Genomic DNA, 26,555 nt, shown 5'->3' with positions numbered 1-26,555 from the left:
CCTAAGGAAGAATCTGGACGGCCGGCGGCAGCGTGTCACCAGACGGGGTGGGAACCGTACCATTGACAATCTGCTCATGCGTGACGGGCAATCCGGGATCACTCGGTGAACCGCCGAAGATCGCCGCGCCGCTGTCCCCGCGCGGACCGGACGGGCCGTAGCTGGTCACGAGCTGGCCCGCCTGGCTGCCGGGTCCCTGGGTGATGACGACGTCCTCACCCTGGCGGAAAATAAAACGGCCGCCTGTGCCGGTCGAATGGTAGACAGCGTCGGGATTCGACAGGATTTCCAGTTCGCGCTCTCTGGACAGCCTTCCGTGATAGTCGGGAGTTTCCCGGACCCGGCCGTTGCGGGCGTTCTCGGTGGTCCGGTTCGCAAGCCGTTTGGCTCGCTCGCAGGCTGTCAGGCCGAATGGGTCGTACTGCCGAGTCGGATTGCTGACGTAGGCGTATGAATTCGGCCCGGCGCTCAGTCCGAGTGGATCGCTGCTGAGATACTGGCCGGCGACCGGGTCGTAGTAACGGTGATAGTTGTAATGCTGACCGGTTTCAGGGTCGTGGTACTGGCCGGGAAAGCGCAGCGGGCAGGACGGCCCGCCGCTGAGTTCGGCCAGCGCGGCGCCCCAGAGGTTCGTCTGCGATCGCCAGGCCAGCCCGCCGTCCGGATCGAGCATTTCCGTCGGCGTGCCGATCAAATCCGTCACGATGGCATAGAACTGCCGGTCGATCCATGCCTGCGAATCCTGAGCCCGCTCGAGCTGGCTGACCGCACGCATGCTGCCCGGTTCGAAGTCCCAGGTCACTGCCCGGCCTGACTGGGTCTGCTCGGCCAGCACCGAGCCGTCCCAGGTGAAATCGATCTGTTCGACGACCTCGACCCCCGTCTCGGCGAGCCGCTTCTTCGCGATCCGGCGGCCAGCCGGGTCGTAGGCATACCGCCAACGGGTTCCGTCCGGTGTGGTCACTCCGGTCAGGCGGTCATCCGCATCCCAGGTGTATGTCCACGCTTGCGTTTTGCCTGACAACGAACGCGAATTGCGCAGTATGACGCGTCCCTGGGCATCGTGCTGGTAGTAAACGTTGCCTGCGCGCCGAACCAGCGTGCCTGCGTACTCGCGCGGACCCGGTGTGGCAGTTGTGACGTTGCCTGCCGTGTCATACGCGTACCGCTCGGTCCATCGCGCGCCATGTACGGCAGTGACCCGGCCGGACCTGTCGAGTTCGAATCGGCGCGATCCGCCGAGCTGGTCATCGACGCGAGCGAGATTGCCGTCAGGTCGATAGTGATACGCGCGTTGCTGCACGGGCTGCCCCGCGTGTGTGGCGATTGTCTGACGGAGCAACCGGTGGCCGGCGTCCCACGACTGCGCGAGCGACACGGCGCCGCCCAGGTGACGTGCGACTTCCCGCCCGGCCGCGTCGTAGCTGAACTGCAGCGTGCGGCCGGCGGTGTGCAACGCGACTGGTTGATCGTTCGCGTTGTAGTGCCATGTGCTTCGCACGCCCGTAGGGGTTTGCCGTGTTATGCGACGGCCGGTCAAGTCGTACGTGGAGCGGACCGTGCGTCCGTTTGTCGTCTCAGCAAGGACACGGCCCAGTGCGTCCCGCTCGAACGTCACGTCCGCGTCGGAGTTCGTCGCCCTGACAACCCGGCCTGCCTTGTCGTAGGCAAATGTCGTGAGCGACTCGCCGGACCGCTTCTCAACGATCTGCCCCAACGCGTCGCGGGTGAAGGTAGTGACTTCACCAGCACCGTTGGCACGTTCGACTACTTGCCCCGCGGCGTCATGCCGGTAGGCGATCACCCGGCCGTTGAAGTCGGTCTCCCGCACGAGCCGACCAGCCGCGTCGTATTCGTACCGCCAGATCAGACCTTGCGGGTTGGTGACCGACACCAGGCGAAGTTCCGTGTCATACGCGAATTGCAGCCGGCCGCCATCGGGACCGGTCTTGGACGACGGTTGGTCGAAGCCGACATATGTCGTGCGGGTGACCTGTCCGACGGCGTCGACATGCTCGACAACGTTGCCTTCGCCGTCGTAACGCCACCGTTCGGTCCCACCGTCCGGCAGGGTGCGGGACACCAGCCGGCCTTCGACTGTCCAATTGAGACGTGTTACGCCGCCGACCGGATCGATGATCTGCCCGATCCGGCCGAACGGATCGCGGACATAACGCGTTATGCCGCCCATCGGGTCGGTCAGAGCGACCGGCAACCCGGCCGCGTCGCAGACGATTCGCCCGCGATTGCCCAGTGCGTCGACCACTTCGGCGATGTTGCCCCGGGCGTCGTGAATCCGCTGGGTGACCGCACCTGAAGGATCGGTGACCGAGGTCAGATTGCCCTTCTGGTCGTAGCTCTGCAGCCAGACACCGCCGTCCGGATCGACGATTCTCGTCGGTAGCCGCAACGAGTTGTACGAAATGCTGGTCTGCTCGCTGTCCGGCCGTACGATCGCGATGAGGTCACCGGAACCGTCGTAGTCGTACCGGGTGGTGCGGCCAAGCGGATCCGTCCTGGCCAGGAGGCGGTCGTAACGATCCCATTCGGACAGCGTGACCGCGCCCAGCTGGTCCACCTCACGAACGACCTGACGGTAGTCGTTGAGATGGAAGACGGTGTCGTGGCCGTGCGAATCGGTCCATACAGTCCGGCCCGGCTGGTAGGCGAAGGTTCCGTTGAGGAATCCGTCGCCACCCTGCGTGCGTACGCATCGACCGTGTTCGTCGTAGGTGTAGCGGTACCACATCTCGTTGCGGTCGACCCATTGCACGATCCGATCCGAGCTGTCGTACTCGAACCGCAGTGCGCTGCCTGAAGAGTTGACCACTTCGGACAACCGGAGGGCTTCGTCGTAGCGGTACCGGACCAGCGTGACCTCTGGGGCGGCCGGCCGTACGAGGTGGATCGCGACAACCAGCCGATCGGTCGTCTCGACTCGAAGGTGATAACCGCCGGAGTGCCTGACGTCAGTCAGGACTCCTTCGTCGTCGTAGTGGAACACGATCCGATTGCCGTTGCGGTCGCTGATCGCCTGGATCGGCAACGCACCCGCAGTCGTGGGGCCGAAATGCCGGACCAGGCCGGTCTCCGGGTTGGTGATCGTGTAGCCGCCGTCGGGTACATGGTCGAGTGGCCACCGCGGCCCATACGCGGGAAGTACCGATGTGCCGTTCAACGGAGCCGGGTACTTCAACTGCATGCCGTCCTCGGCGGCGAAGTAGACGCCGTTCGCGTCCGCCTCCAGCCGCTGGTCCAGCGTGGACGCCCAGGACCTGCCAAAAGTCCGCCCGACCCGGTAGGTCGACACATGGGTGCGGCGCAGCACAAGGGGAAGCACACCGGCCAGGTCCACATCTGTCTGCGGGAGGATCATCTCGCCCGAGGCGATGTCGATCGGGTCGTCCTTGCAGACGCGGTTGTTCTCCTCGCGGGCCTTGCCTTGCGGATCGGTCGACGTTTCCTGCCGCATGTTCGGCTCGTCCGACGACTTCGTCCCGGACGGGCTGGTCGTGCCGTCCGGCGAGGTGACGTCGGGCGTGTCCGTGCCGGACGGGGTTGTGCTGGTGCCGGGGGTATCCGGGGAACGGACGCCGTCCGGAGCGCTCGCGGAGGAACTCGGCGTGGTGGACGAGCTTGGGGCGTCGCCCTTGCGGCCCAGTTTGCCGAGCTTGGCGATGATCTCGTCGAGTTTGTCGATGACCTTGCGGATGCGTGGGGTGACGTTGCCGATGGTCTTGACGAGTTTGCGGACCAGGTCGGCGATCTTGTTGACGACCTTGGAGATCGCGGCCGTGGCCTGGGCGACGATCACCGGGGTGCCCAGACCCAGGGTGGCGACGGCCTCCAGGGCCCAGGTGATGAGTTTGCCGACGACCTCGGCGACCAGGTCACGCACGATTTCGCGGACCGCGGCGACGACCTCGCCCATGATCATCACACCGGCGGAGATCCCGTCGGCCAGGGCGCCCGCGCCGGAGATCGCGTCGGCGGTCTCGGCTGCCTTGCCGCGGTAGGTGTCCGCGGACTGGCCTGTCCAGCCGCCGGTGCCGGCCTTGGCTTCGTTGCCGTAGTCCGCGGCGACCTTGCCGACCTCGGCGGCGATGTTGGCCCAGGTCTCGCTGAAGGAACGGATCACCGGTGGGTCCCCGGCGAACCAGTCCAGGGCTTCCTTCAACGGCTGGACGTGCTCGATCAGCCACGACACGCCGTAGGAGGCGATGGTGCCGATCGGGTCGATGACCATCGAGAGCACTTCGAGGCCCACACCGACCGCGCCCAGACCGGCCTCGACCCAGTCACCATTGGAGATTCCGTTGGCGAGATCCACAGAGGACTCGGCGATGCCGATCCCGGTGACCGCTGTCGTATCGCTCTGAGCTGTTGCTACCAGAGGGTTTCCATCAGACATCGGTGCCTCGGAAGCTCGATGCCCTGGCTGCTTCGGAAGTGTCGTACGACTTGGCTGCGTCGCGGACAGTTCCGGCGGTTTCCCGGACTGTCTCCGAGCCCTTCGTCAAGGCGTTGACGCCCATTTCCTCGAAAGGCTGCAGCAGCAACGCGAAGGGCTGGCAGATCACGCCGTAGGCGTCGTTGTTCATGGTGACCTGGCGGGCTGCGTCCACTGCTGTCTGCAGGCGGTCGGCGAAGCCGTCGACCTTGCCCGCGTGGGCGGTCAGTTCCCCGGTCAGGACTTCGTAGCCGGCGTCAGGCATCAGCGCATCACCGAGCCGAAGCCGTCGTCATCACCGTCATCGCCGCGCGTTTGGGGTGGGCGCGGCGGTTCCTCCGCTGACGGGAACGAGGCCTGGGCGGTGGCCAGGATATGTTGCGTCGCGGCCGTGTCGCCGACGGTCTCGCCCATGATGCGGGCGAGTTCCTCCGGGTAACGGCTCTGCGCCTTGGTCATCGCCTGCATGACCGCCGCAGCGATCTCGTCGGGGCGTAGGCGGCTGACTCTGTCTGTCATCTCGACGTTCGTCGGGATGCCGTTGGCGCCCACGGTGACGCGGACCGCGCCGTCCGCGGCGGACTCGGTGATCGAGATCCGTTCGACCTCTTGCTGCATGTTCTGGTAGCGGGCGGCGTTCTCCTCCGCGTTGCGCTCCCATTCGCTGACCATGCGCTCGATGTTGGACAGTGGATCGGACATCGCCACCTCCCCGGTCTTCGTACCCGGAGCGACGCCGCCGTGTCCGGCGCGGTTCCCAAGTTCAGTCGGATGGCCGAGTGGTTACGGCCAATCAGGCCCTCGTTTCGCCCAGCTCCACGCGTACCGCGGGTCCTCGCAGGCCTCCGCGCCTTCGCCCAGTTCAAGCGGCCGGAACGTGTCCACCATGACCGCTGTCTCGTCGAACTGTTCCGCGCCAAGGGAAGCTTCGACCGCACCGGGCTGCGGGCCGTGCGTGACACCCGAGGGGTGCAGCGACAACGAGCCCAGGCCGATCCCGGAACCCTTGCGGGCCTCGTAGTTCCCGCCGACGTAGAACATCAGCTCATCGGAGTCGACGTTCGCGTGGTTGTACGGCACCGGGACCGCGAGCGGGTGGTAGTCGACCTTGCGCGGGCAGAACGAGCACACCACGAAGTTGGGGCCCTCGAAGGTCTGGTGCACGGGCGGCGGCTGATGCACGCGCCCGGTGATCGGCTCGAAGTCGCGGATGTTGAACACCCACGGGTACAGCGCGCCATCCCAGCCGACCACGTCGAACGGGTGGTTGGCGTAGGTGAAGCGCGTGACGCCCGCGCGGTGCCGTACGAACACGTCCACGTCCGTACCGTCGACGAGAAGCGGCTCCGTGGGGCCGCGTAGGTCGCGCTCGCAGTACGGCGAGTGCTCGAGGAACTGGCCCTTCTTGGAGAGGTACCGCTTGGGCGGGCCGATGTGGCCGGTCGCTTCGAGCACAAGCATCCGCAGGTCGTCGCCGGGAACCACTCGATAGGTGCACGAGGTCGGGATGACGATGTAGTCGCCGTCGCCGACAGTCAGCGAGCCGTAGATGGTCTCGACGACCGCGGTCCCGGTCTGCACGTACAGCAGCTCGTCGCCGGCCGCGTTGCGGTACAGCGGCGAAGGCCGGGTGGCCGCGACGAAACAGATCTTGACGTCCGCGTTGCCGAACAGCAGCCGCCTGCCGGTCACCGCGTCGACCTCCGCGGGGGATTCCCACTTCAGGTCCTGCGAACGGAAGTGCCTGGGCTTGAGCGGCAGGTTCGGCGAGGTCTGCCGGGCGTCCTCGATCTGCACCGCGTCGACGATCGCGGTGGGCAGATGCCGGTGGTAGAGCAGCGCCGAGTCGCTGGAGAAACCCTCCACACCCATCAGCTCTTCGGCGTAAAGCGAGCCGTCCGGGGCGCGGAACTGGGTGTGCCTCTTCCGGGGGATCTCGCCCACGCTTCGGTAGTAAGGCATGTCCTCTCCTGTGTCCGGATAGCGGACATTTTTGTTCAGTTGCCGGTACGCTACTAGCGTGTCAGCCGTGTCAAGCGCAGTCGAACTCCCGCCGCCCGGCCCTCGAGGTGTTCCGCCCCTGCTCGCGAGGCTTGTCGACGATGCCGCCCTGTTCCCTCCCGGCAACGCGACGATGCCCGACGCGATCGCCGCGCACCTGGCCACCCGGTCGTCGAACCGGGCCGGGGTGATGGGCCTCTTTCTCTGTCCGGCATCCCGGTTGCCGGAGCTGATCACCGAGCTGATCAAGGCGAAACCGGTCAAACCGGTCGCCCTGTCGCTGGTGATCGATACCGGCCTCGGCGGTGTGCCGAAGGCCCTGTCGATCGTGGAATCGCGCACCGAGCTGCTGGCGTTGCGGATGGTGGAGATGCCGGCCCCGTCCGACGTGGACGACCAGTGGCTGGAGCGGGTCTCCGAGTTCGTTCCGGAAGACGTGATCCGCGTGATCGAGCCGCGCCGGGGCGGCCCGGACTGGCTGGAGAGCATCCGCAAGGTCGCCGAGCACGGCAGCTGGCCGAAGCTGCGCTGCGGCGGGCTGAGCCAGTCGGCGTTCCCGACGGTCGAGGAGATCTCCGACTTCCTCACGGTGGTCAGCAGCGGCGGGGTGTCGTTCAAGGCGACTGCAGGCCTGCATAACGCTGTCAGGCATACGGATGAGGAGACCGGGTTCATCCACCACGGCTTCCTCAACCTGCTTGTCGCCACCGCGCGTTCGCTCGCGGGCGGTGACGTGCGCGAGGCGCTCGAGAGCACGGACTCGGACGCGTTGGCCAAGGAGGCCGGCGAACTGACCGAGGCGGCATCGCATGCCGTGCGTGGCGTATTCGCGTCGTACGGGTCGTGCTCGCTCGCTGAGCCGATCGCTGACCTGGAAGAACTGGGGCTGCTGTGACGTGGGTCGAAGACGAGGCGTTCACGCCTGATCAACCGTTCGGGCCGCAGACGCTGCCGTACGGCGTCATCGACGGCCAGATCGCGGTGCGGCTGGGTGACCAGGCCATGCCGTTGCGGCCGATCGCGTCCTCGTTCGGGGACCTGGCCGAAATCGTCTCGGCGGATTCGTTGAATCCGTTGCTGGCGGCGGGCCGCGAGACCTGGACCGAGCTGCGTGCCCGGTTGATCGAGCTGACCTCGGCTTCGGCCGCTCCCCGTGGTGCTTCCCTGGTGCCGTTGGACGGCGCCGTGCTGCCGTTCGCGGTCGCCGACTACGTGGACTTCTATTCGTCGAAGTACCACGCGGAGAACGCGGGCAAGATCTTCCGGCCCAACGACTCGCCTCTGCTGCCGAACTGGACGCACCTGCCTGTCGGCTACCACGGGCGCGCCGGGACGGTCGTCGTGTCGGGCACACCCATCGTGCGCCCGCACGGTCAGCAGCGTGGGCCTGCGTTCGGACCGTCACAGCGTTTGGACATCGAGGCCGAGGTGGGCTTCGTGTGCGGCGGTCCCGTGGTGGGCCGCGTATCCACATCAGCCGCTGCGGACCACGTGTTCGGCGTTGTGCTGGTCAACGACTGGTCGGCGCGTGACATCCAGGGCTGGGAGTCGCAGCCGCTCGGACCGTTCCTGGGCAAGTCGTTCGCCACGTCCATCTCGGCGTGGGTGACCCCGCTCGACGCGTTCTCCGCAGCGCGCGTGCACACGCCGCCGCGTACCCACCCGGTTCAGGACTACCTTGTCGAAGACCAGCCGTGGGGCCTGGACCTGCTGCTGCAGATCGACTGGAACGGCACGATTGTGTCCCGGCCGCGGTTCGCGGACATGTTCTACTCGTTCGCCCAGCAACTCGCGCACATGACCGTCAACGGCGCGACTGTACGGCCTGGCGACCTGTTCGCCTCCGGCACGGTGTCGGGGCCGACGCGTGAGCAGCTGGGATGTTTCCTGGAGATGAGCTGGGGCGGCCGCGACAAGATCACGTTGTCCGGCGGCGACCAGCGGACCTTCCTGGAGGACCACGACACAGTCCGGATCACCGCCACCGCGCCCGGCCCGAACGGATCGGTCGTGGGTCTCGCGGAGGTGGCCGGCACTGTGTCACCGGCGTCATGACCTCGCCGGGTGTCCATGGCAAAGAGAGCTCGCTGACGCTTGACCGTGGGCTCGCGCTGCTGCAGGCGGTCGCTGACTCGGAGTCCGAGGCGCCGACCATCAGCGACCTCGCCGCGGCGATCGGCGCGAGCCGCGCCGCGGTGTACCGGCTTCTGGTGCCGCTACAGGCCCGTGGGCTCGTTCGGCGGGAGGGTTCGCGGGTCCGCCTAGGTCTGGGGCTGCTGAGGCTGTCAGCGCGCGTTCTGCCGCAACTACGGCATGCCGCGCTGCCCGCGCTACGTGAGTTGGCCGAGTCGATTGGGGCGACCGCGCACCTGACCGTCGCCGACGGCGATGAAGCACAGGCCGTGGCCGTCGTCGAGCCGTCGTGGACCGCGTATCACGTGGCCTACCGTGTCGGGACCCGGCACTCGTTGCGCAAAGGCGCGGCCGGCAAGGCGATCCTGCTGCCGTTCGACGGCGCGGAATGGGTTGCCACCTCTGGGGAATTGCAGGCTGGGGCGTTCGGGATCGCGGCTCCGGTGCGTGGCGTCGCGGGTTTGCGGGCCAGCGTCGGCGTGGTCACTTTTGAGCGTCTGCACGCGGATGTTGTGGGGCCTCAGGTGGTCCGGACTGCTGCTGAGGTCGCGGCCGCGTTGCGATGACCGCCGGGATCGCGGCCAGTGACGTGATCGTGAGCGTCGTCCAGAGCACGGGCAGGCCGAGTGTGAGCAGGCCGGTGAGCATCGCCGGACCGATTGCCGTAGCGACGCCCCAAGACAGCTGGAACAACGCGCTCGCACGGCCTTGCGCCTCTTTCGGTGCCGCGTCGACCGCCGCGGCCGTGGACAACGGACTGAACAACGCCTCCGCGACGGACATGACCGCGCTCGTCACGAGGATCACGGCTGTGACCGGTGCGATGGCCAGCGCCGCGAAGCACACCGCGAACATGGCCGCCGCCACGGCCATGCCCTGACTCCTGGGGTACTTCTCGGCGATCCGCAGCACTGGTTCCTGCACCACGATGTACACGACGGTGCCGATGATCATCGCCGCGCCGACCACCCACTGCGGTCCGTGCAGCACGTTGATGATCACGAGCGGCAGCACGGTGTACTTGCCGACACTGGCCAGGCAGAACAGGATCTGTGTCGCGCAGACGGCCACGTAGCGGCGGTCCTTGAGCACGATCGACCAGCTCGGTTTGACCTCACTGGGCTCAGGAGGCGTCCGGATGCCGATCAGGATCAACGCCGCCACACCCTGCAGCGCCGCGATCACGTACGCCACCACGACGTACACGATCGGATCTGTCGTGTCCGGCATGACCGCGATCAGCCCGGCGCCCAGCCCGAACCCGCCGAACCGGCCGATCGACTGCCAGCCGAGCAGCCGCTCGACGTCCCGCGCGGCCGCACTCACCACCTTCGCGAACGGCGCATTGGCTGTCCAGAACAGCCGGTCACCCAGGCTGAGCACACACGCGACCAGCGCGGCCTGCCAGATCGTGCTCGCCTGCGGGTAGTACGCGAACGCGGCCAGCCGCACGACATTCGACGCGATCACCAGCTTCGCCGGCCCCACCCGATCGAGCAGCATCCCCACGGCAGGCCCGGCCGTGATCCCGAGCAGCGACCCGATCGTCAGCCCCAGCCCGGCGCTCGTCTCACTCAGATGCTGTGCGTTGACGAGAAACAGCAGCATGAACGGTGGCCACATCCCACTGGCCGCCGAATCGATGATCGACGCGATCGCGAACCGCGTACGCACAGCCACACCCCCACAGGACCTTGGTCCCGACGATAGGGGACTGGTGCCGCAAGAGAAAACGGATTGCCGATAGCACGATCGATGGTGTGGAAGTACTGGATCTGGCGAGGTGGCAGTTCGGGATCACGACTGTCTACCACTTCCTGATGGTCCCGTTGACGATCGGACTGGCGGTCCTCGTCGCCGGGATGCAGACGGCGTGGGTACGCACGGGCGATCCGAAATACCTGAAGATGACCAAGTTCTGGGGCAAGTTGATGATGGTCAACTTCGCCATGGGAGTGGTCACCGGGATTGTCCAGGAATTCCAGTTCGGGATGTCCTGGAGTGCGTACTCGAAGTTCGTCGGCGACGCGTTCGGGGCACCGCTGGCGATGGAGGGGCTGCTGGCGTTCTTCGTCGAGTCCACGTTCCTGGGGCTGTGGATATTCGGGTGGGACCGGTTGCCGAAGAAAGTCCACCTTGCCTGTGCGTGGGCCTTCTCACTGGCCACGGTCGCTTCTGCCTACTTCATTCTCGCGGCCAACTCCTGGATGCAGCATCCGGTCGGTGTCGAGCTTGTCGACGGTCGGCCGCGGCTGAACTCGATCTGGGCGTTGCTGACGAACAACACCGCACTGGCCGCGATTCCGCACACGATCGCGGGCTGCTTCGCGGTCGCCGGCGCTTTCCTGGTGGGTGTCGCGGTATGGCACCTGACTCGCCGGAAAGAGGAGCGGCCCGTGTGGCGGGCGTCGCTGAAACTCGGCGGCTGGGTGGGCATGATCTCGTTCGCGGCTCTGGCCATCACGGGTGACGTCCAGGGCAAGCTGATGTTCGAACAGCAGCCGATGAAAATGGCCGCCGCTGAGGCCCTGTGCCACACCGAGCAACCCGCTGGTTTCTCGATTTTCGCGTACGGCGACGTGGCACGGCCGGACTGTGAGAACGTCAAGTCCATCACTGTTCCCGCCCTGCTGTCGTTCCTCGCACACAATGATTTCTCCAGTGAGGTCAAAGGCATCGGCGATCTCGTGCAGGAGTACAAGGCCAAGTACGGCGAGTTCTATCCGGTCGACCCTCAACTGGGTGAGTTGTCCGGTCAGCCGATCGACTACGTGCCCAATCTTCCGGTCACCTACTGGGGTTTCCGCCTCATGATCGGGTTCGGTGCGCTGGCTGCCCTGGCTGCGGCTGCGGCACTGTGGCTGACCAGGAAGGACCGCATGCCGAAATCGCCCTGGTTCCGCCGGGCCGCATTGGCCGGTATCGCGACACCGTTCCTGGCCAACAGTTTCGGCTGGATCTTCACGGAAATGGGCCGGCAGCCGTTTGTCGTGGTGCCGAATCCGACCGGTGTGGACGGTGTCTGGATGTTCACCGCACGAGGGGTTTCGGGGCTGACCGTCGGTGAAGTGCTCACCTCGCTGATCGTGTTAACGCTCGTTTACGCAGCGCTGGCCGTGCTTGAGGTGTTCCTGCTGAGGCGATACGCCCGTGCCGGAATCGCCGGGGTGATGCCCGGCAAACCGGTGGAGAAGTCACAAGACGAACTGGCCTTCGCCTACTAGGAGTCACTGTGGACCTGGCGCTTGTCTGGTTTCTGATCATCGCCTTCTTCTGGCTGGGATATCTCTTCCTGGAAGGCTTCGACTTCGGTGTCGGAATGCTGTTGCCGGTACTCGGCCGGAACGAGACCGAACGCCGGGTCATGGTGAACACCATCGGCCCGGTGTGGGACGGCAACGAGGTCTGGCTCATTGTCGCGGTCGGCGCGACTTTCGCCGCCTTCCCAGGCTGGTACGCGACCTTGCTCAGTGCCGCGTATCTGCCGCTGCTGGCCGTTCTGGTCGGGTTGATCGGCCGTGGTGTGGCGTTCGAATATCGCGGCAAGGTCGATTCCGTGCGGTGGCGGCGCAACTGGGACCGGGTGATCGTCGTCGGTTCCTGGTTGCCCGCGTTGGGTGTCGGCCTGTTGCTGTCGTGGAATGTGCTCGGGTTGCCCATTGACGTGAGCGGGAACCGGGTTGGGTCCGCGTTCGCCGCGTTGCAATGGGAGACCCTGCTCGGCGCGCTCGCGATCGTAGGTTTTTCGCTCGTGCACGGAGCCGTGTTCGTGGCGTTGAAAACCGAAGGGGAAATACGGTCGCGGGCGCGCCTGCTCGCGCTGCGGATCGGTCCGTTCGCATTGCTGCCGTTGCTGGGCCTGCTGTTGACGGTCCAATTGCGAGCTGGCTCCACCTGGACATGGGTGTGCATCGGCGTTGTTGTCGTGGCTGCGCTGTTGTCGCTGATGCGGCTGGGGATCGGCCGCGAAGGGCAAGCGTTTGCGTTGATGGCTCTGGTGATCGTCGGTTCCGTGGTGGCGCTGTTCGGAGCGTTGTATCCGGACGTCGTACCGTCCACTTTGGATCCAGCGTTCTCGTTGACCATCACGGAGACCGCATCCAGCCCGTACACCCTGAAGGTGATGACGTGGGTGGCCGGTCTCGGCGCCCCGGCTGTGCTGGTCTACCAGGGCTGGACGTACTGGGTGTTCCGTAAACGCATTGGTACTGGTCACATTCCCCCGGTGCGTGTCCCGTGATCTCTCCCGGCCGGCGAACTCCCGCCCGAGCCCGGCAGGGGAGAGGCCCGCTCGGCGCGCTGCCAGCATCGGCGCGCCGGGCGCTGGCCTTCTGTTTCGCGCTGGCGTTCCTGAGCGCACTCGCCCTGGTCGCCCAGGCCTGGTCACTCGCCTCGGTCGTGACCGGCCATGGCCTGTTGGCGGTTCTCGTCGGTGCGGTCATCGCGCGGGCCGTCCTGAGCTGGGCTTTGCAGGTGGTCGCCGCACGAGCCGCCGCGAATGCCAAGCAAGAGTTGCGCGCCCAGGTGCTGGACGTGTCGCTGAATCGTGGCCCGGAGTGGATCTCCGAGCAGGGGCCTGCTTCGCTGACTGTGTTGTCCACCAAGGGGTTGGACGCACTCGACGCCTACTTCACGACGTACTTGCCCGCGTTGGTCTCGGCCGCCGTGGTGCCGGTTTCGGTCGGGGCCGCGGTCCTGTTCACCGACTGGCCTTCGGCGGTCGTGATCGCGTTGACCGTGCCTTTGGTGCCGGTGTTCGCGATCTTGATCGGGCGGTACACCGCTGATCGCGTGGCAGCATCGGCCGACGCGACCGCACGGTTGTCGTCGCATTTGCTGGAGTTGATTCGGGCGCTGCCGGTTCTGACGGCCTTCCGGCGTGCCGAGGCACAGGCCGCTGCCGTGCGGCGGGTTTCCGACCAGCACCGGCGTGCGACTTTGTCGACCCTGCGGACCGCGTTCTCGTCGGCTTTGGTCCTGGAGCTGATCGCGACCTTGTCGGTGGCCGTGGTCGCGGTGATCATCGGTGTGCGGCTGGTCTCGGGCGACCTGACGCTCACGATCGGGTTGTTCGTGCTGATCCTCGCGCCCGAGTGTTACTTCCCGCTGCGGGCCGCCGGTGCCGCACACCACGCCAGCGAAGACGGTCTTGAGGCTGTTCGCCGCGTGAAAGATCTTGTGAACGCTTCGCCCAGTGCCAACCGGACTACGTACTCGCCTGGGGTATTGGCACAGGTTGAAGGCCTGCGGGTGCGGCGGCGGGACGGGTTCGCGCCGAACGGGGTGTCGTTCATGTTGCGGCCCGGCGAGATCACGCGGCTCGACCAGCCCAGTGGGGGCGGGAAGTCGACGACAATCGCCGCGCTGCTTGGATTCGTCGCGCCTGACGAGGGCACGATCGTCGTCGACGCAGTCGACTCTGAGTCGTGGCGACGGGTTGTCGCCTGGGTTCCGCAACGTCCCGCTTTCGCCTGCGCCACAGTGGTCGACGAGCTTCGGTTGGCCGTCAGCGATCGCAACGTCCCTCCGACGCTGGACGAAATGCGCGAGGTTGCCGAGAAGGCCGCCGCTGAACACCTGCTGGACCGCAAGATCATTGAACTGTCCACAGGGGAGCATCAGCGGGTCGCGATCGCGCGGGCGCTGTTGCGGGTCAAACGCGGTGCTCGCGTGCTGCTGCTCGACGAGCCGACCGCGCACTTGGATTCGGCGACTGCGGGCCGGGTCATGGCCGCCGTGTATGAGGCAGCGAGTGATGGCGTGTCAGTCCTACTGGCCGCGCATCGGGAAGTAAGGCTTACCGAGGAAGCTTTACACCCCACGATTGTCGCGCCCGGATCGGCAGAGCTGCCCAGTAAGGCTGCCCGGGTAAGGATTACTCGCCGGGAGTTGCTTGGCGCGGTGATCGGGGCGCTGGCGCTGGCCAGCGGGGTCGCGCTGACGGCGGTCTCGGCCTGGCTGATCGCCAAGGCGGCCGAGCAGCCGCCGATCCTCACACTGACCGTCGCGATCGTCGGGGTCCGGGCGTTCGGCCTGGCCAGGGCGGGTCTGCGGTACCTGGAACGGCTCGTCACGCACGACGCCGCGTTCCGCCGGGCAGGCGACCTGCGGGTGAAGCTGTGGGAGCGTCTGGTCTCGTTGGGACCTGCGCGGACTGCGAGCCTGGCACGTGGCGAAGGCCTGCGCAGGCTCGTGGACGACGTCGACACGATCCGCGATCTCACGCCCCGGGTGCTTGTGCCGCCGATCGTCGCGGCCGTCGTTTGTGTTGTGGCCGTTGGTGTTCAGACCGTCATCTCGCCTACGGCGGGGCTTGTTCTGGCTGCGGCTGTGCTCATCGGCGGTGTCGGAGCGCCGTTGCTCGCCAAGATTCTGGAGCGTCGCTCGACGACCGCGCTCGCTGAAGGACGCCGACAAGTGGCAACCGGCGTGCTCACGTTGCTCGAAGCCGCGCCTGAGCTCATTGCGTTTGGCGCGCAACAGCAACGGCGTGCCGAACTCGCGCGTATCGACGCCGATTTGGCCAAGCGTGCGCGTAAGCAGGCATTTGGCGCGGGCGCAGCAACGGGTCTGATTACGCTCGCAACGGGACTGGCAGCTGCATTCGGTGCTACGACAGGGAATCCGGTGCTCGCGCTCGTGCCACTGGCGCTTGCCGAAGCGCTTGCCCTGCTGCCTCCCGCGTTGCAGCACAGGGACGCGTTGCGTGCGGCGTACGCCCGAGTGCAGGCGATCGAGCCCATCGAACCGCACGAACGACCAGCTCCGAGCAGGCACGTCAGCCTGAAAGGCGTGGACGTCCGTTGGCCTGGCGCGACCGAACCCAGCCTGCGCGGGGTCGACCTCGACATCCCGGCCGGTAGCCACGTCGCCGTGCTCGGCCCGTCAGGTGCTGGGAAGTCGACCTTGCTGGCCTTGCTCCTGGGCTTTCTACCAGCGGAAAAGGGCACCGCGTACGTGCCCGACAAGGTCGCGTGGTGCCCGCAGGAACCTCAGCTCGTTTCCACGACCATCCGCGAGAACCTGCGGCTTGGCGACCCCCTCGCATCCGACGAACGCCTCGCCGAAGCCCTGACCGAGGCAGGTCTCGGGCATTGGGCGGGTCGGCTGGACAGCCTGGTCGGGATGGTCTCGGGCGGCGAAGCGGACCGGTTGGCGCTGGCTCGCGCGCTTGTCGCGGCGCCGCACGCGGACCTGGTCGTGCTGGACGAGCCGACCGCGCACCTCGATGTGAAGACGGCCAAGGCCGTGCTCGCTGGGCTGTCGACCTCGTTGGCCGGGCGCACGCTCGTGCATGTCACCCATAGGCCCGAGGAAGCCGCTGCGGCCGACCTCGTCATCCGGGTCGACGCAGGCCGGGTGGCATAACCTTGCTTGTAATCATGGATCCGACACTTGCCGCGCGTGCGCTCACCGCTTCCACCGAGATCGCCACGGCCGCGTTGTCCGGTGACGACCCCGAGGCTGTCCTCGCTCGTGTCGTCGAGGTCGCCGCGGAACTCGCCGAGGCCGACCTCGGTCTGGTCATGGCACGCGGTGAGGACGGCAGGCTCACTGTCGAGGCCGCGCACGGTACGGCCGTTGAGGACCCCGTTGGGCTCGTACTGTCCACGCGGTCGTCGGCCGCACGGGTCGCGCGCAGCGGGATCCCGATGGTGGTCGATGACGTGACCACGGACCCGCGTACGTCCCCGTTCGTCCCGAAAGAGCTATGGGGTTTCGGTCCGTTCGCGGCTGCGCCTTTCGGCACGCGTGAACGCCGCCTCGGCGCGCTCACTGTCTACCGCAAGAAAGGTGCGCAACCGTTTGCGCCGCCGACGGTCGAGGTGCTCACAGCGTTCGCTGCGCAGGCGGGGCTTGTGCTGGTCCTGGCCGAAGGCTCCAATGCCCGGCAACGGGTCGCGGTGTTCGAGGAACGCGAGCGCATCGCCCGGGACCTGCACGACGTGATCATCCAACGTCTTTACGGCGCCGGAATGCAGCTCGACCTGCTGGTCCGTCGCCCGACCAAGCGCCTGGCGAAAGCCGACGCGGCCCGGCTGGCCGAAGCCGTCGACCAGCTCGACGCGACGATCGCCGACGTCCGCGAAACAGTCCGCACGCTGCGCAACCCCGACCCGACCGAGCCGACCGACCTGGCCGAGACCACCCGGGGCGAGGTCGCCACCGCCGGCGAGCTGCTGGGCTTCCAACCGCGACTCGACCTGGTCGGCGATCCCGCCAAAGTGCCCGGCGACATCGCCGACCACACCCGGGCGGCGCTGCGCGAAGCACTGTCCAACGTGGTCCGGCACTCCGGGGCGAGCAGCGTCCGGGTCCGGCTCGCGGTCAACCCCGGCGAGCTTGAGCTGCACGTGGTCGACAACGGCTGCGGCATCCCGCCCGGCGTCACCCGACGCGGCCTGAAACACCTGGAAGAACGCGCTGAACAGGCAGGCGGTCACTGTGACGTGCTGTCGTCCGCGCGAACCGGGACGACCGTCACGTGGAAGGTGCCGCTACCGCGTTGACCTGCGCGCGACCCACGCGGCCGCCTGCGTGCGACGCTCCATACCGAGCTTCGCGAGCACCGACGTCACGTAGTTCTTGACGGTCTTCTCGGCAAGGAACAGCTGCTCGGCGATCTGACGGTTCGTCATACCCTCGCCGATCAACTCCAGGACCTTGCGCTCGCGCTCGGTCAGCGCGTTCAACTCGTCCGAGTCGGCCGCGCGGCGCATACGTTCGAGCACACGTGCGGTCGTGACGGGATCGAGCAACGACCGTCCTGCCGCGACCTCGTGCACCGCCGTCACCAGGTCGTGGCCGCGCACCTGCTTGAGCAGATAACCCGACGCTCCGGCCATGATCGCGCCGACCAACGCTTCCTCGTCGTCGAACGCGGTGAGAACCAGACAGCGTGGACCGTCCGGCAACGCCCGGAGAGTCCGGCAGAGCTGGACGCCGTTCCCGTCCGGCAGACGCACGTCCACGATCGCGACATCCGGTTTGCTGGCTGACGCCTGCACGACGGCCTCGCCGACACTGCCCGCCTCGGCGACGACCTCGATGTCTTCCTCGCCGTTGAGCAGGTCACGCAGGCCACGCCGGACGACCTCGTGGTCGTCGACGAGCAGCAACCGGACAGCCATGGGCTAGAGCTTACGGAGCCGAACCCGGCAAACGTTGTGATCGGCACCTTTCCGCAGGACCAATGTGGCCCGCGGCCGGGTCGGCAGGATGTTCTGCACCAGGTTCGGCTCGTTGATGCCGTTCCACAGCTGCATCGCCTCGCGGCGGGCCTCTTCGTCGGTGAGCTTCGCGTAGTGGTGGAAGTGCGACTCCGGGTTGGCGAACGACGTGTGCCGCAGCGTCAGGAACCGTTCGACGTACCAGCGCGCCACGTCCTCGGTGTGCGCGTCCACGAAGATCGAGAAGTCGAACAGGTCCGCCACGGCCAGCCGCGGACCGGGCTGCAGCACGTTCAGGCCCTCGACGATCAGGATGTCCGGGCGCCGGACGACCTGCTCCTCACCAGGGACGATGTCGTACAACAGGTGCGAGTAGACCGGTGCGCGCGCCTCCGCGGCGCCCGATTTGACCTCCGAGACGAACCGCAACAGCCCACGCCGGTCGTAGCTCTCGGGAAACCCTTTGCGGTGCATGATGCCGCGGCGCAGCAGCTCTGCGCGTGGCCACAGAAACCCGTCCGTGGTGACGAGCTCAACCTTTGGGTGGTCCGGCCAACGCGCTAACAACGCCCGCAGCACACGCGCGGTCGTCGACTTGCCGACCGCGACGCTGCCCGCGACACCGATGATGAACGGGACCTTCTCCGACTCGCCCAGGAACGTGGCCGTCGCGTCGCTGAGCCGTTGCCTGGCCTGGACCTGCAGGTTGATCAGCCGCGACAGCGGCAGGTAGACCTCGGCCACCTCACCCAGGTCCACCGGGTCGTTCAGGCCGCGCAGCCGGGTCAGATCCCCGGCCGACAGGGGCAGCGGGGTCGACTTGCGTAGCTCTCGCCACTGCTCCCGATGCAATTCCACATACGGGGTCAGATCACGCACGCGCGCCATCGCGCCCACTCCTCGCCGAGGCAGGGAAAACTTGCAGTTAACGGTAGGTGCTGGCCGCCAGAGTTGCGCTGTGACGAAGTACACGCCGACCCCCAGTTGGCCGGTCGGGCCACCCGGGCTGTTGGCTAACTCACCTACTTCTGCAGGAAAACCTCGTCCCACGCGGCGATGACCTGACGCGCACAGATCTCCGGCGCGACACCCCCTACGCCGGTTCCTAGCCCGGGTAGCGCAATGGACCGTACGACCTGACGGATTAGTACGCCCTCGTCCAACAGCCCTGATTGCCACAGCCGGAACACGCCCCGCGCGGCCAGATACGGATGGACAGTGTCGTGCGGCAGCAGATCGCCCGGGTCACGCATGGTCGGCGCGCTGATCAACCAAGCGGGCGCGTACGCACCGGTCGGCACTATCAACGCCTCGCCTACAGGTAACTCGCCGCCGTGGAACGCCAGAACCGCACTGCGCACGGTCTGCTCGATGTTCGGGAACGCCTGTGCGTAGACCGCGTCCACACCGCCACGCATCCAGCCGTACGAGTTCGCCGGGCTGACCACCGCCTGCACGGGCACCTCAAGAACAGAGCCGTGGTGCACGCGTATGCCCGGGCGCTGTCGCGCCGCCACCTCCCACGCTCGCGCGAGCGGTTGCTCAACCGCGCACAGCACGACCTCGAGCGGATAGGAACCTGCCAAGCTCCCGGCGCTGGCCTCCGATTCGGCGGTCACATCCCCAGCATGTCAGGCCTGGGACAGCTCGGGAACCGCCATCGAGTGTCCTATGGTTGTCCGGTGTCACGAATCGCCTACTTCGGCCCGCAGGGAACGTTCACCGAACAAGCAGCCCGTACATTTGGCGAGGCCACGCTAGTTCCGGTGGAGACCGTCCCCCTGGTGCTCGCCGCGGTGCGCGCGGGCGAGGTCGACGCCGGCTGCGTACCGGTGGAGAACTCCGTCGAAGGCGCCGTGACCGCGACGATGGACTCGCTCGCCGAGGACTCCCCGTTGGTCGCCGTCGCCGAGGCGCTTCTGCCCGTACGGTTCTCAATCCTCGTACGGGAGGGCGTCAAGCACGAGGACATCAAAACCGTCGCCTCGCACCCGCACGCGCTCGCTCAGGTCCGCGACTGGGTTGCCACCAACCTGCCCAACGCAGTTCCTGTCGCCACAACCTCGACGGCCTCCGCAGCAGTCCATGTCCACGACGGCGAGTTCGACGCAGCCGTATCCGCACCTGTCGCCGTCTTGCACTACCCGCTCGTCGAGCTGGCAACAGACGTCGCGGACGTCGACAACGCCGTGACCCGCTTCCTGCTGCTCCGCCGCCCCGGCAAACCGCCCGAGCCAACCGGCACCGACCGGACATCACTGTTCGTGGTCATCGCCCACGACGAGCCCGGCTCACTCGCCGGAACCCTATCCGAGCTGGCACTGCGCGGCATCAACCTGTCGCGGATCGAGTCCCGCCCGATGCGCGGACGCTTCGGCGAATACCGGTTCTACCTCGACTTCGACGGCCACGTGTCCGAACCCCGAATCGCCGACGCGCTGGCCGCGCTGCACAGAAACAGCCGCGAAGTCCGCTTCCTCGGCTCATACCCGAAGGCCGACCGAACGCTGTCAGCAGCGCCACCCCGATCCACTGCGTCCGACTACACCGCCGCCCTGGACTGGGTCGCGAAGGTCCAGGAAGGTCTCTGATGCGGCTGCTCATGGTGAGACACGGCCAAACCGCGTCCAATTTGGACCGTGCACTGGACACCGCGATCCCCGGCGCCCCCCTGACCGACGAAGGCCACGCCCAGGCAGCAGCCTTCGCGCAGACGGCCAAAAACCTGGAAATAGTCGCGGTCTACGCAAGCACCGCCACCCGAGCCCAGCAAACCGCAACCCCCATCGCGGCCGCCCATAACCTGGAAGTCCAGGTAATAGACGGCGTCCAAGAAGTCTTCGTCGGCGACCTCGAAGGCCGAAACGACCAAAAATCCCTGCACGAGTTCTTCCAGGTGTACTCCAGCTGGACCGAGGAAAACCTGGTCGCCCGAATGCCCGGCGGCGAAAGCGGAGAAGAAATCCAAACCCGCTTCCTCAAAGCAATCGACGCGATAAAATCCTCCCACTCGTCAGGAACAGTGGTACTGGTCAGCCACGGCGGCACAATCCGCCTCGGCGCCGAATGGCTCGCCGAAAACGTGACCGGCCAACTCGCCACCGTAGGCGTCCTGCCCAACACAGGCCACGTCCTGCTGGAACTCAACGGCGACGGCTGGCACTGCCTGGAATGGATCGGCCTCGACCTCCCGCACAGCTAGCCCTGCTGGTTGGGCTCCCGCCCGCGCTTTCGCCCAGCCCTGTCCCCGCGCACGCCGTGTCCTGCTCACCGGAACCATCGTCCTCAAACTGTGTGCCCGCCCTGATCGGCGACCTGCGCCGCCTAACCAGGCGCTCCTACCTCCATTCGGGTGATCCCGGTGCGAACGGCCCATTCGCACGGGGTTCACCCTTGAAAACCCCTGCCCACCCCCATTCCCTTGTAGACTGGACCAGGGAGTGTGCCACGAATACCTTGGCAGTCTCTTCTGTTGTCGGGTAATGCTGTGTTGATGATGGAGGTGGGCCCTCCGGCGCCGTCGGGCAGGAGACGGTGTCAAACCGCCATGAGCTGCTGCGGTGAATGAGTCGTGGTGGTGAGCGTCATGGAAAAGCCGTGGCAATTGATCGCGGCAGGTGTGAGTCGGGAAGACGAACGTGCAGTGAACCATTAATGACGCGTCGTTACCATTATATGTGGCATCAGAACCGGGGCGGTCCCTGTGTCCCGGGATGAGTTGGGCGGGTGTCCTGTTGTCTTGGCCTAGCGGTGTCCGGCGTAGAGGTGGCGTGAGCCCGATTCAGGCATTGATACGGAACGTGGGAACTCCTCGTCTCGAAACAGACGATCCCGGGTTGTTCGAGGTCGGCGAGAGAGAGCGTCTCAAGCAGCGGACCTGTGAGAGATGGAGTATCGGTCGCGGGACAGGAGGGCGGACCGTCTCGTAGTAGTGATGAAGCTTCTGTAATGGGAGTGGAGCGAAGGGGGCGGATTGCTGCGATTCAGTCCAGAAATCAACCAGTCAATCTTGGGCTGGGAGGAGTGGTGAGGGTGGATCACTCGTGTCGGGAAAATCGTTTGAGATTGACAAGTGGCAGGTATGGGATGCGTTCCAGGTGGTGCGCGGGAACCGGGGTGCCGCTGGTGTGGATGGGGTCTCGGTTGAGGAGTTCGAGAAGGATCTGAAGAATAATCTGTACAAGATCTGGAATCGGATGTCCTCGGGGACGTATTTCCCGCCGGCGGTGCGGGCGGTGGAGATTCCGAAGCCGCATGGTGGTGGGACAAGGATGCTGGGTGTTCCGACGGTGGCCGACCGGGTGGCGCAGACGGTCGCGGCGAAGGCGTTGGAGTTGGTGGTGGAACCGGTGTTTCACCAGGATTCCTATGGGTATCGACCGGGTCGCTCGCAGTTGGATGCGGTCGGGTTGTGCCGACGGCGGTGCTGGCGGTACGACTGGGTCATTGATCTGGATATCAAGGAGTTTTTCGGCACTGTGCCGCATCGGGAGATCGTTGTGGCGGTGGAGAAGCATGCTCCGGCGCGGTGGGTGTCGTTGTATGTGCAACGGTGGCTGACCGCGCCCATCCGGCAGTCCGATGGTTCGACGGTCATTCCGGAGAAGGGGACGCCGCAAGGGTCGGCGATCTCGCCGGTGCTGGCGAATCTGTTCCTGCATTATGCGTTCGACACGTGGATTGCTCGGGAATTTCCGGGTGTGGTGTTCGAGCGGTACTGCGATGATGTGGTCGTGCATTGCCGTAGCGAGCAGCGGGCTCGTGAGGTGTTGACGGCGATCGTCACGCGGCTTGCCGGGTTCGGGCTGGAAGTGCATCCGGGCAAGACGAAAATCGTGTATTGCAAGGACGATAACCGTGGTGGGTCATCGATGCATGAGCGGTTCACGTTTCTGGGATATGATTTTCGGGCTCGGAGTGCGAAGAACGAGCATGGGCAGTTGTTCATGAATTTCCTTCCCGCGGTGAGTAAGGATGCGATGGTGGCGATGGGCAAGCAGGTGCGCTCGTGGCATCTAGGCCGTCGTGTCACCTTCATGTGGAAAGACCTCGCGCGGTGGATCAACCCCATTGTCGCGGGGTGGCTCAACTACTATGGGCGTTATCGCGCCTTCATGTTGAACCCGCTCCTGTATCGTATCAATCAGCAGTTGGTGCGATGGCTGACACAGAAATATAAACGGTTCCGGCGTCGTCAACGGAAGGCGTGGAAGGCTCTGGCCGAGATCGCTCAGGCCTATCCCCGGCTCTTCTCTCATTGGCGCCACGTCACGCCCGATGGCAGAGCAATAAGAGCCGTGTAAACCGAGAGGTTTACGCACGGTTCTGTGAGCGGCGGCGGGTGAAACTCCCGCCGTCGACTCGACCGCCCCCCGGGATGGGAGGGGGATTGTCTTTTCCTATGGGGGGAACGAGTGGGGTTTGGGTGTGGTGGGAAAATGGGGCGGTTGGTTAGGATTTGAATGTTCGGTGGAAGCCGGTTGGGCCGTGGACCTCGATTTCGTATTTCTTGCTTGGTAGTGGGATTCGTATGATCTGGAGGCCGAGGACGTCGACATGCTTGGGAGCGGGCAGTTCGCCTGCGTAAGGGTAGATGGTGAAGTGGGCGCTGCGGGTGCCGAAGTTTCGGAGCGTTATGACCAGTGATCTGCCGTCGAGTTTGGCCCAGGCTTCGAGGCGGTAGGGGACTGGGCGGGTGGGGCGGGAGCCTGGTTCCTGGGCTGGGATTGATTGCGCGGCTGGTGGGGCGGGGTTCCAGCGGGGGACCGGCGTGGGGACTGGGCCTGGTTTGTCCAGGGCTGGGCGTCGGCCTGCGTGGTGGAAGTCGAATGTTGAGAGCAGGTCTCCGGCGACTGCTCGGCGCCATGGGCTGATGTTCGGTTCGTGGACGCCGGTCCAGCGTTCGAGGAATTGGATTATCGATGTGTGGTCGAAGGTTTCGCTCGCCACGTATCCGCCGACCGACCAGGGTGAGATGATTGTTGTCGGCACGCGGAATCCGAGGCCGATGGGTTTTCCTTCGTAGTATTCGTCAGTCTGCGACGGTGGTGCGACTGGGGGTGGTACGTGGTCGAAGTAGCCGTCGAATTCGTCGAAGGTGAGGATCAGCACCGTTCGGGACCAGACGCGGGGGTTCGATGCCAGGGCGTCGAGGATGTCGTAAGTCAACCGTGCACTTGCCGCGGGTGAAGAGGCTGATGGGTGCTCGGAATCTGCTGCGGAAGGCACCAGATATGAAACTTTGGGCAGTTTGCCGGAGGCGACGTCGGCGCGGAATGCAGCGGCGAGCTGGCCGGGGCGGACGCGAGCCAAGCCGCGTTCGTACAAAGACCGCTCAGCTGGGGAAAGCGACTGGACGCCGGATGCGAGCTGGCGCAGCATCTCTTCTTGCGCGGCCGGTGACGATTTGAAGAGTTTGGCATAGAAACTGTCCAGGCTTCGCAGGCCGCCGACTGGGACAAGTGCTTTTCGGGCGATTTCCTTGAAGCGGGTGAAGAACTCAACCGCGTTGTCCTGGTAATTATCCCATTCTTGATAGGTTTTCCAGGACACGCCACGGGATTCGAGTCGTTCGGGGTAGCTGGTCCATGTGTAGCCGGGATGTGTGTCCTCGGCGTAGGCGTCGTTGCCGACCACGCGCCGGTTTGTGCCGGGTTCGTAGCCGACGTTGCCGGACCACATGTAGAGCCGGTTCGGGTTTGTGGGGCCGAAAACCGAGCAGTGGTACGCGTCGCAGAGCGTGAATGTCTCCGCGAGTTCGTACTGGAACGGGATGTCCTTGCGGTCGTAGTAGGCCATTGTGGACGGTGTCTTGGCCGGTACCCATCCGTTGTTCCAGCCGCTTGCCCAGGCGGCCTGGCCGCCTTCCCAGCTGTGGTCGAGGGAGCCGAGGTACTGGATGTCGGCGCCGGGGCGCTGCGCGAGTTCGGCTGCCTTGCGCGCGGAGAAGGGCAGCACGCCTGACTGCGAGAAGATCCCGCGCAGCGCGGCCGGGTCGCCGAAGCCGCGAACGCCGCGCAGTGTGCCGAAGTAGTTGTCGAAAGACCGGTTCTCCTGCATCAGGATCACCACGTGCTCGATCGCTTCCAGACCGCCCGGGCGAGCCGGTTCGGCCAGTGCGGTGTGCACCGACGGCGGCAGCAGAGAGGCCGCTGCGGACAGGGTGAGCAGGCGGCGGCGGGAGAGCTCAGTCATGTTTCAGCAGCCTCCGGTGCGTCGGCGAACGTGGCGTGAACGCGTGCTCGCAAGGTGGTGAACACCCTGTTGGTGAAAGTCTGACGCAACCTACCTAGGTTTCGGCACGTCCTCACAGTGGGCATCCAGAAGATGACTTGCTGGAGGCGAACGCCATGAACGTCCCGAAGATCGGCATCCTGGCGGCGAGCAGCCTGTTCCTGCTGGCCGCGTGTACCGGCCAGCCCACGCCCGTCGCCACGCAGATCCCGACGATCGGCTCCACCACGCCGGACGCCGGACAATCGTCCAGCCCGCCGCCGGCGACAACACCGTCGCCCGAGGCGCCCGCGCCACCGCCGCAGCAGCCGTCGGCTCAGGCGGTGGACAAGGGCGAGTGCAAGGCGGCGAGCCTGAAACTCAGCATCGGAAACGGTGACGCGGCCGCCGGAACCGTGTACCGCCAGTTGGTGTTCACGAACATCGGCGCGGCGCCGTGCGTCCTGCAGGGCTTCCCCGGCGTGTCCTATGTGGCCGGTGACGATGGCCACCAGGTCGGCCCCGCAGCGGTCCGGGTCGGCACCAAGGGCGAGGCGATCACCGTCGCACCTGGCGCCAGCGCGGAGGCCCCAGTCGGGTTCACGCAGGTCCGCAACTTCGACGAGGCCGTGTGCAAGCCGACCGCCGTGCGTGGCCTGCGCGTGTACCCGCCGCAGGAGACCGCGTCGATGTTCATTCCTTTGGAGGGCACCGGCTGCGCCGGTAACCCGCCTGGACAGCAGTTGAGCGTGAAGACGATTCAGAGGACCTGATCGGTCGGCCGGATCAGGATCTCGTTGACGGCCACGTAGTCGGGCTGCGTGACGGCGTACACCACGGCGTTCGCGATGTCCGAGGCCTGCAGCTGCCTGGTCTGGCTGGCCCGTTCCGCGATCGCCTTGCGGGCGGCCGGGTCGGTGATGTGGTCACGCAGCTCGGTGTCGACCATGCCGGGCTCGATCAGCACGACCCGGACGCCGTGGGCGGTGACCTCCTGGCGCAGTGACTCGCTGAACGCGCCGACCGCCCACTTCGACGCGTTGTAAACGCCCGAGCCCAGACGTGCCACCCGTCCGGCCACGGATGACACCTGGATGATGGATCCCTTGCTGGCCAGGATGTGCGGCAACGCGGCGTCGGTCATGAACATCAGCCCGAGGACGTTGGTGTTGATCATCCGCGTCCAGTCGGTGGTGTCCGCGCCGACGATGCTGCCCAGCAGCATCACGCCCGCGTTGTTCACCAGGATGTCCAGCGCGCCGAACTGGTCCACCGCCGCCTGGACCGCGGCCTGGCACGACTGCTGGTTCGTCACGTCCAGTTCGACGCTGAGCACCTTCGTGCCACGAGCCGTGAGCCGTTCTTCCAACGCCGCCAGGCGATCCGTGCGCCGCGCGCCGATGACGACCGACGCGCCCTGCGCGGCGAGCTCCTCAGCCGTCGCCTCGCCGATCCCTGACGAAGCCCCCGTGACCAGTGCGATCTTGCCGTTCAGTGTCATGCCTCCATCAGACACCCTGGAGTGCGCTCCAGGTCAAATCGGACAACTGTGACCGGCGCGATAAGGGGTGAACTTTTTGCCGCCGAAA

At 66.0% G+C, this 26,555-nt stretch carries 21 protein-coding genes; 11 read left to right on the top strand and 10 right to left on the bottom strand.

Annotated elements, in window-relative coordinates; genetic code table 11:
• Position 1: 1 nt before the first annotated feature.
• The 4 genes from JOF56_RS10340 to JOF56_RS10325 form a co-directional block, all read right to left on the bottom strand.
• On the bottom strand, positions 2 to 4,411 hold the full coding sequence (locus JOF56_RS10340; protein ID WP_209636723.1) for a DUF6531 domain-containing protein: 4,410 nt from the start codon (positions 4,409 to 4,411) through the stop codon (positions 2 to 4).
• Positions 4,404 to 4,715 carry a type VII secretion target gene (locus JOF56_RS10335; protein WP_209636721.1) on the bottom strand — a complete coding sequence of 104 codons (312 nt, stop codon included), beginning with the start codon at positions 4,713 to 4,715 and terminating at the stop codon, positions 4,404 to 4,406. Before JOF56_RS10335 ends, JOF56_RS10340 begins: the two co-directional genes overlap by 8 nt.
• Positions 4,715 to 5,152: a YbaB/EbfC family nucleoid-associated protein gene (locus tag JOF56_RS10330; RefSeq protein ID WP_209636719.1), complete on the bottom strand. Its 438-nt coding sequence runs from the start codon at positions 5,150 to 5,152 to the stop codon at positions 4,715 to 4,717. The genes JOF56_RS10335 and JOF56_RS10330 overlap by 1 nt, the downstream gene beginning before the upstream one ends.
• A gap of 81 nt (positions 5,153 to 5,233) precedes the next feature.
• The gene (locus JOF56_RS10325; protein ID WP_209636717.1) at positions 5,234 to 6,412 is read right to left on the bottom strand and encodes a homogentisate 1,2-dioxygenase; all 1,179 of its coding nucleotides are present in this window, start codon (positions 6,410 to 6,412) and stop codon (positions 5,234 to 5,236) included.
• Positions 6,413 to 6,479: 67 nt separating this feature from the next.
• Here JOF56_RS10325 and JOF56_RS10320 point away from each other — a divergent pair, with 67 nt between their 5' ends.
• Genes JOF56_RS10320 through JOF56_RS10310 form a run of 3 tightly spaced genes read left to right on the top strand, consistent with a single transcriptional unit; the run spans position 6,480 to position 9,150 of the window.
• Positions 6,480 to 7,346, top strand: coding sequence for a hypothetical protein (locus tag JOF56_RS10320; protein ID WP_307855020.1), 867 nt, complete (start codon positions 6,480 to 6,482; stop codon positions 7,344 to 7,346).
• Positions 7,343 to 8,506: a fumarylacetoacetate hydrolase family protein gene (locus tag JOF56_RS10315; protein WP_209636715.1), complete on the top strand. Its 1,164-nt coding sequence runs from the start codon at positions 7,343 to 7,345 to the stop codon at positions 8,504 to 8,506. The genes JOF56_RS10320 and JOF56_RS10315 overlap by 4 nt, the downstream gene beginning before the upstream one ends.
• Positions 8,503 to 9,150, top strand: a complete 648-nt coding sequence (locus JOF56_RS10310; protein ID WP_209636713.1) for a helix-turn-helix domain-containing protein — start codon at positions 8,503 to 8,505, stop codon at positions 9,148 to 9,150. Before JOF56_RS10315 ends, JOF56_RS10310 begins: the two co-directional genes overlap by 4 nt.
• On the opposite strand, the gene JOF56_RS10305 is transcribed toward JOF56_RS10310, so the two are convergent.
• Complete coding sequence (locus tag JOF56_RS10305; protein ID WP_209636711.1) at positions 9,068 to 10,258, bottom strand: MFS transporter; 1,191 nt, start codon at positions 10,256 to 10,258, stop codon at positions 9,068 to 9,070. The two genes, JOF56_RS10310 and JOF56_RS10305, sit on opposite strands and share 83 nt — an antisense overlap.
• 86 nt (positions 10,259 to 10,344) lie before the next feature.
• Between JOF56_RS10305 and JOF56_RS10300 the strand changes: the two genes are divergently transcribed.
• From JOF56_RS10300 to JOF56_RS10285, 4 genes are read left to right on the top strand one after another with little or no spacing between them, the layout of a single operon-like run.
• Complete coding sequence (locus tag JOF56_RS10300) at positions 10,345 to 11,808, top strand: cytochrome ubiquinol oxidase subunit I (RefSeq protein ID WP_209636709.1); 1,464 nt, start codon at positions 10,345 to 10,347, stop codon at positions 11,806 to 11,808.
• 8 nt (positions 11,809 to 11,816) lie between these two features.
• Positions 11,817 to 12,824, top strand: a complete 1,008-nt coding sequence (gene cydB / locus JOF56_RS10295) for a cytochrome d ubiquinol oxidase subunit II (protein WP_209636707.1) — start codon at positions 11,817 to 11,819, stop codon at positions 12,822 to 12,824.
• The gene (gene cydD, locus JOF56_RS10290) at positions 12,821 to 15,952 is read left to right on the top strand and encodes a thiol reductant ABC exporter subunit CydD (protein WP_372447855.1); all 3,132 of its coding nucleotides are present in this window, start codon (positions 12,821 to 12,823) and stop codon (positions 15,950 to 15,952) included. Before cydB ends, cydD begins: the two co-directional genes overlap by 4 nt.
• Positions 15,953 to 15,966: 14 nt before the next feature.
• Positions 15,967 to 17,094, top strand: coding sequence for a GAF domain-containing sensor histidine kinase (locus JOF56_RS10285; protein ID WP_209636705.1), 1,128 nt, complete (start codon positions 15,967 to 15,969; stop codon positions 17,092 to 17,094).
• Here the strand turns inward: JOF56_RS10285 and JOF56_RS10280 are convergent.
• The 3 genes from JOF56_RS10280 to JOF56_RS10270 form a co-directional block, all read right to left on the bottom strand.
• On the bottom strand, positions 17,083 to 17,715 hold the full coding sequence (locus JOF56_RS10280; RefSeq protein ID WP_209636704.1) for a response regulator: 633 nt from the start codon (positions 17,713 to 17,715) through the stop codon (positions 17,083 to 17,085). The two genes, JOF56_RS10285 and JOF56_RS10280, sit on opposite strands and share 12 nt — an antisense overlap.
• Before the next feature lie 3 nt (positions 17,716 to 17,718).
• Complete coding sequence (gene coaA / locus JOF56_RS10275; protein WP_209636702.1) at positions 17,719 to 18,642, bottom strand: type I pantothenate kinase; 924 nt, start codon at positions 18,640 to 18,642, stop codon at positions 17,719 to 17,721.
• A 134-nt stretch (positions 18,643 to 18,776) separates the two neighbouring features.
• Entirely contained in the window at positions 18,777 to 19,373 is a 597-nt protein-coding gene (locus JOF56_RS10270) for a macro domain-containing protein (RefSeq protein WP_307855019.1), read from the bottom strand.
• A 63-nt stretch (positions 19,374 to 19,436) separates the two neighbouring features.
• On the opposite strand from JOF56_RS10270, the gene pheA reads away from it, so the two are divergent.
• The 3 genes from pheA (at position 19,437) to ltrA (ending at position 23,057) form a co-directional block, all read left to right on the top strand.
• Positions 19,437 to 20,345, top strand: coding sequence for a prephenate dehydratase (gene pheA / locus JOF56_RS10265; RefSeq protein WP_209636700.1), 909 nt, complete (start codon positions 19,437 to 19,439; stop codon positions 20,343 to 20,345).
• Positions 20,345 to 20,956 carry a histidine phosphatase family protein gene (locus JOF56_RS10260; RefSeq protein ID WP_209636698.1) on the top strand — a complete coding sequence of 204 codons (612 nt, stop codon included), beginning with the start codon at positions 20,345 to 20,347 and terminating at the stop codon, positions 20,954 to 20,956. The genes pheA and JOF56_RS10260 overlap by 1 nt, the downstream gene beginning before the upstream one ends.
• Before the next feature lie 841 nt (positions 20,957 to 21,797).
• A complete protein-coding gene (ltrA, locus tag JOF56_RS10255) occupies positions 21,798 to 23,057 on the top strand; it encodes a group II intron reverse transcriptase/maturase (protein WP_209636696.1) in 1,260 nt (419 codons plus the stop codon).
• Between the two features lie 148 nt (positions 23,058 to 23,205).
• Here the strand turns inward: ltrA and JOF56_RS10250 are convergent, their stop codons facing one another.
• Complete coding sequence (locus JOF56_RS10250; RefSeq protein WP_209636694.1) at positions 23,206 to 24,948, bottom strand: phosphocholine-specific phospholipase C; 1,743 nt, start codon at positions 24,946 to 24,948, stop codon at positions 23,206 to 23,208.
• Positions 24,949 to 25,103: 155 nt separating this feature from the next.
• Here JOF56_RS10250 and JOF56_RS10245 point away from each other — a divergent pair, with 155 nt between their 5' ends.
• Positions 25,104 to 25,739: a DUF4232 domain-containing protein gene (locus JOF56_RS10245; RefSeq protein WP_209636692.1), complete on the top strand. Its 636-nt coding sequence runs from the start codon at positions 25,104 to 25,106 to the stop codon at positions 25,737 to 25,739.
• Here JOF56_RS10245 and JOF56_RS10240 read toward each other — a convergent pair.
• The gene (locus JOF56_RS10240) at positions 25,727 to 26,467 is read right to left on the bottom strand and encodes an SDR family NAD(P)-dependent oxidoreductase (RefSeq protein WP_209636690.1); all 741 of its coding nucleotides are present in this window, start codon (positions 26,465 to 26,467) and stop codon (positions 25,727 to 25,729) included. The genes JOF56_RS10245 and JOF56_RS10240 overlap by 13 nt on opposite strands.
• Between the last annotated feature and the right edge of the window lie 88 nt (positions 26,468 to 26,555).

Source organism: Kibdelosporangium banguiense (assembly GCF_017876405.1).
GTDB classification, from domain to species: Bacteria; Actinomycetota; Actinomycetes; order Mycobacteriales; family Pseudonocardiaceae; genus Kibdelosporangium; species Kibdelosporangium banguiense.
This window is presented reverse-complemented; position numbering and strand designations above follow the sequence as displayed.

Coding starts and splice junctions, on each gene's coding strand:
- JOF56_RS10340 (WP_209636723.1), bottom strand. CDS start 4,411: ATGTCTGATGGAAACCCTCTGGTAGCAACAGCTCAGAGCGATACGACA.
- JOF56_RS10335 (WP_209636721.1), bottom strand. CDS start 4,715: ATGCCTGACGCCGGCTACGAAGTCCTGACCGGGGAACTGACCGCCCAC.
- JOF56_RS10330 (WP_209636719.1), bottom strand. CDS start 5,152: ATGTCCGATCCACTGTCCAACATCGAGCGCATGGTCAGCGAATGGGAG.
- JOF56_RS10325 (WP_209636717.1), bottom strand. CDS start 6,412: ATGCCTTACTACCGAAGCGTGGGCGAGATCCCCCGGAAGAGGCACACC.
- JOF56_RS10310 (WP_209636713.1), top strand. CDS start 8,503: ATGACCTCGCCGGGTGTCCATGGCAAAGAGAGCTCGCTGACGCTTGAC.
- JOF56_RS10285 (WP_209636705.1), top strand. CDS start 15,967: ATGGATCCGACACTTGCCGCGCGTGCGCTCACCGCTTCCACCGAGATC.
- JOF56_RS10280 (WP_209636704.1), bottom strand. CDS start 17,715: ATGGCTGTCCGGTTGCTGCTCGTCGACGACCACGAGGTCGTCCGGCGT.
- coaA (WP_209636702.1), bottom strand. CDS start 18,642: ATGGCGCGCGTGCGTGATCTGACCCCGTATGTGGAATTGCATCGGGAG.
- JOF56_RS10260 (WP_209636698.1), top strand. CDS start 20,345: ATGCGGCTGCTCATGGTGAGACACGGCCAAACCGCGTCCAATTTGGAC.
- JOF56_RS10250 (WP_209636694.1), bottom strand. CDS start 24,948: ATGACTGAGCTCTCCCGCCGCCGCCTGCTCACCCTGTCCGCAGCGGCC.
- JOF56_RS10245 (WP_209636692.1), top strand. CDS start 25,104: ATGAACGTCCCGAAGATCGGCATCCTGGCGGCGAGCAGCCTGTTCCTG.
- JOF56_RS10240 (WP_209636690.1), bottom strand. CDS start 26,467: ATGACACTGAACGGCAAGATCGCACTGGTCACGGGGGCTTCGTCAGGG.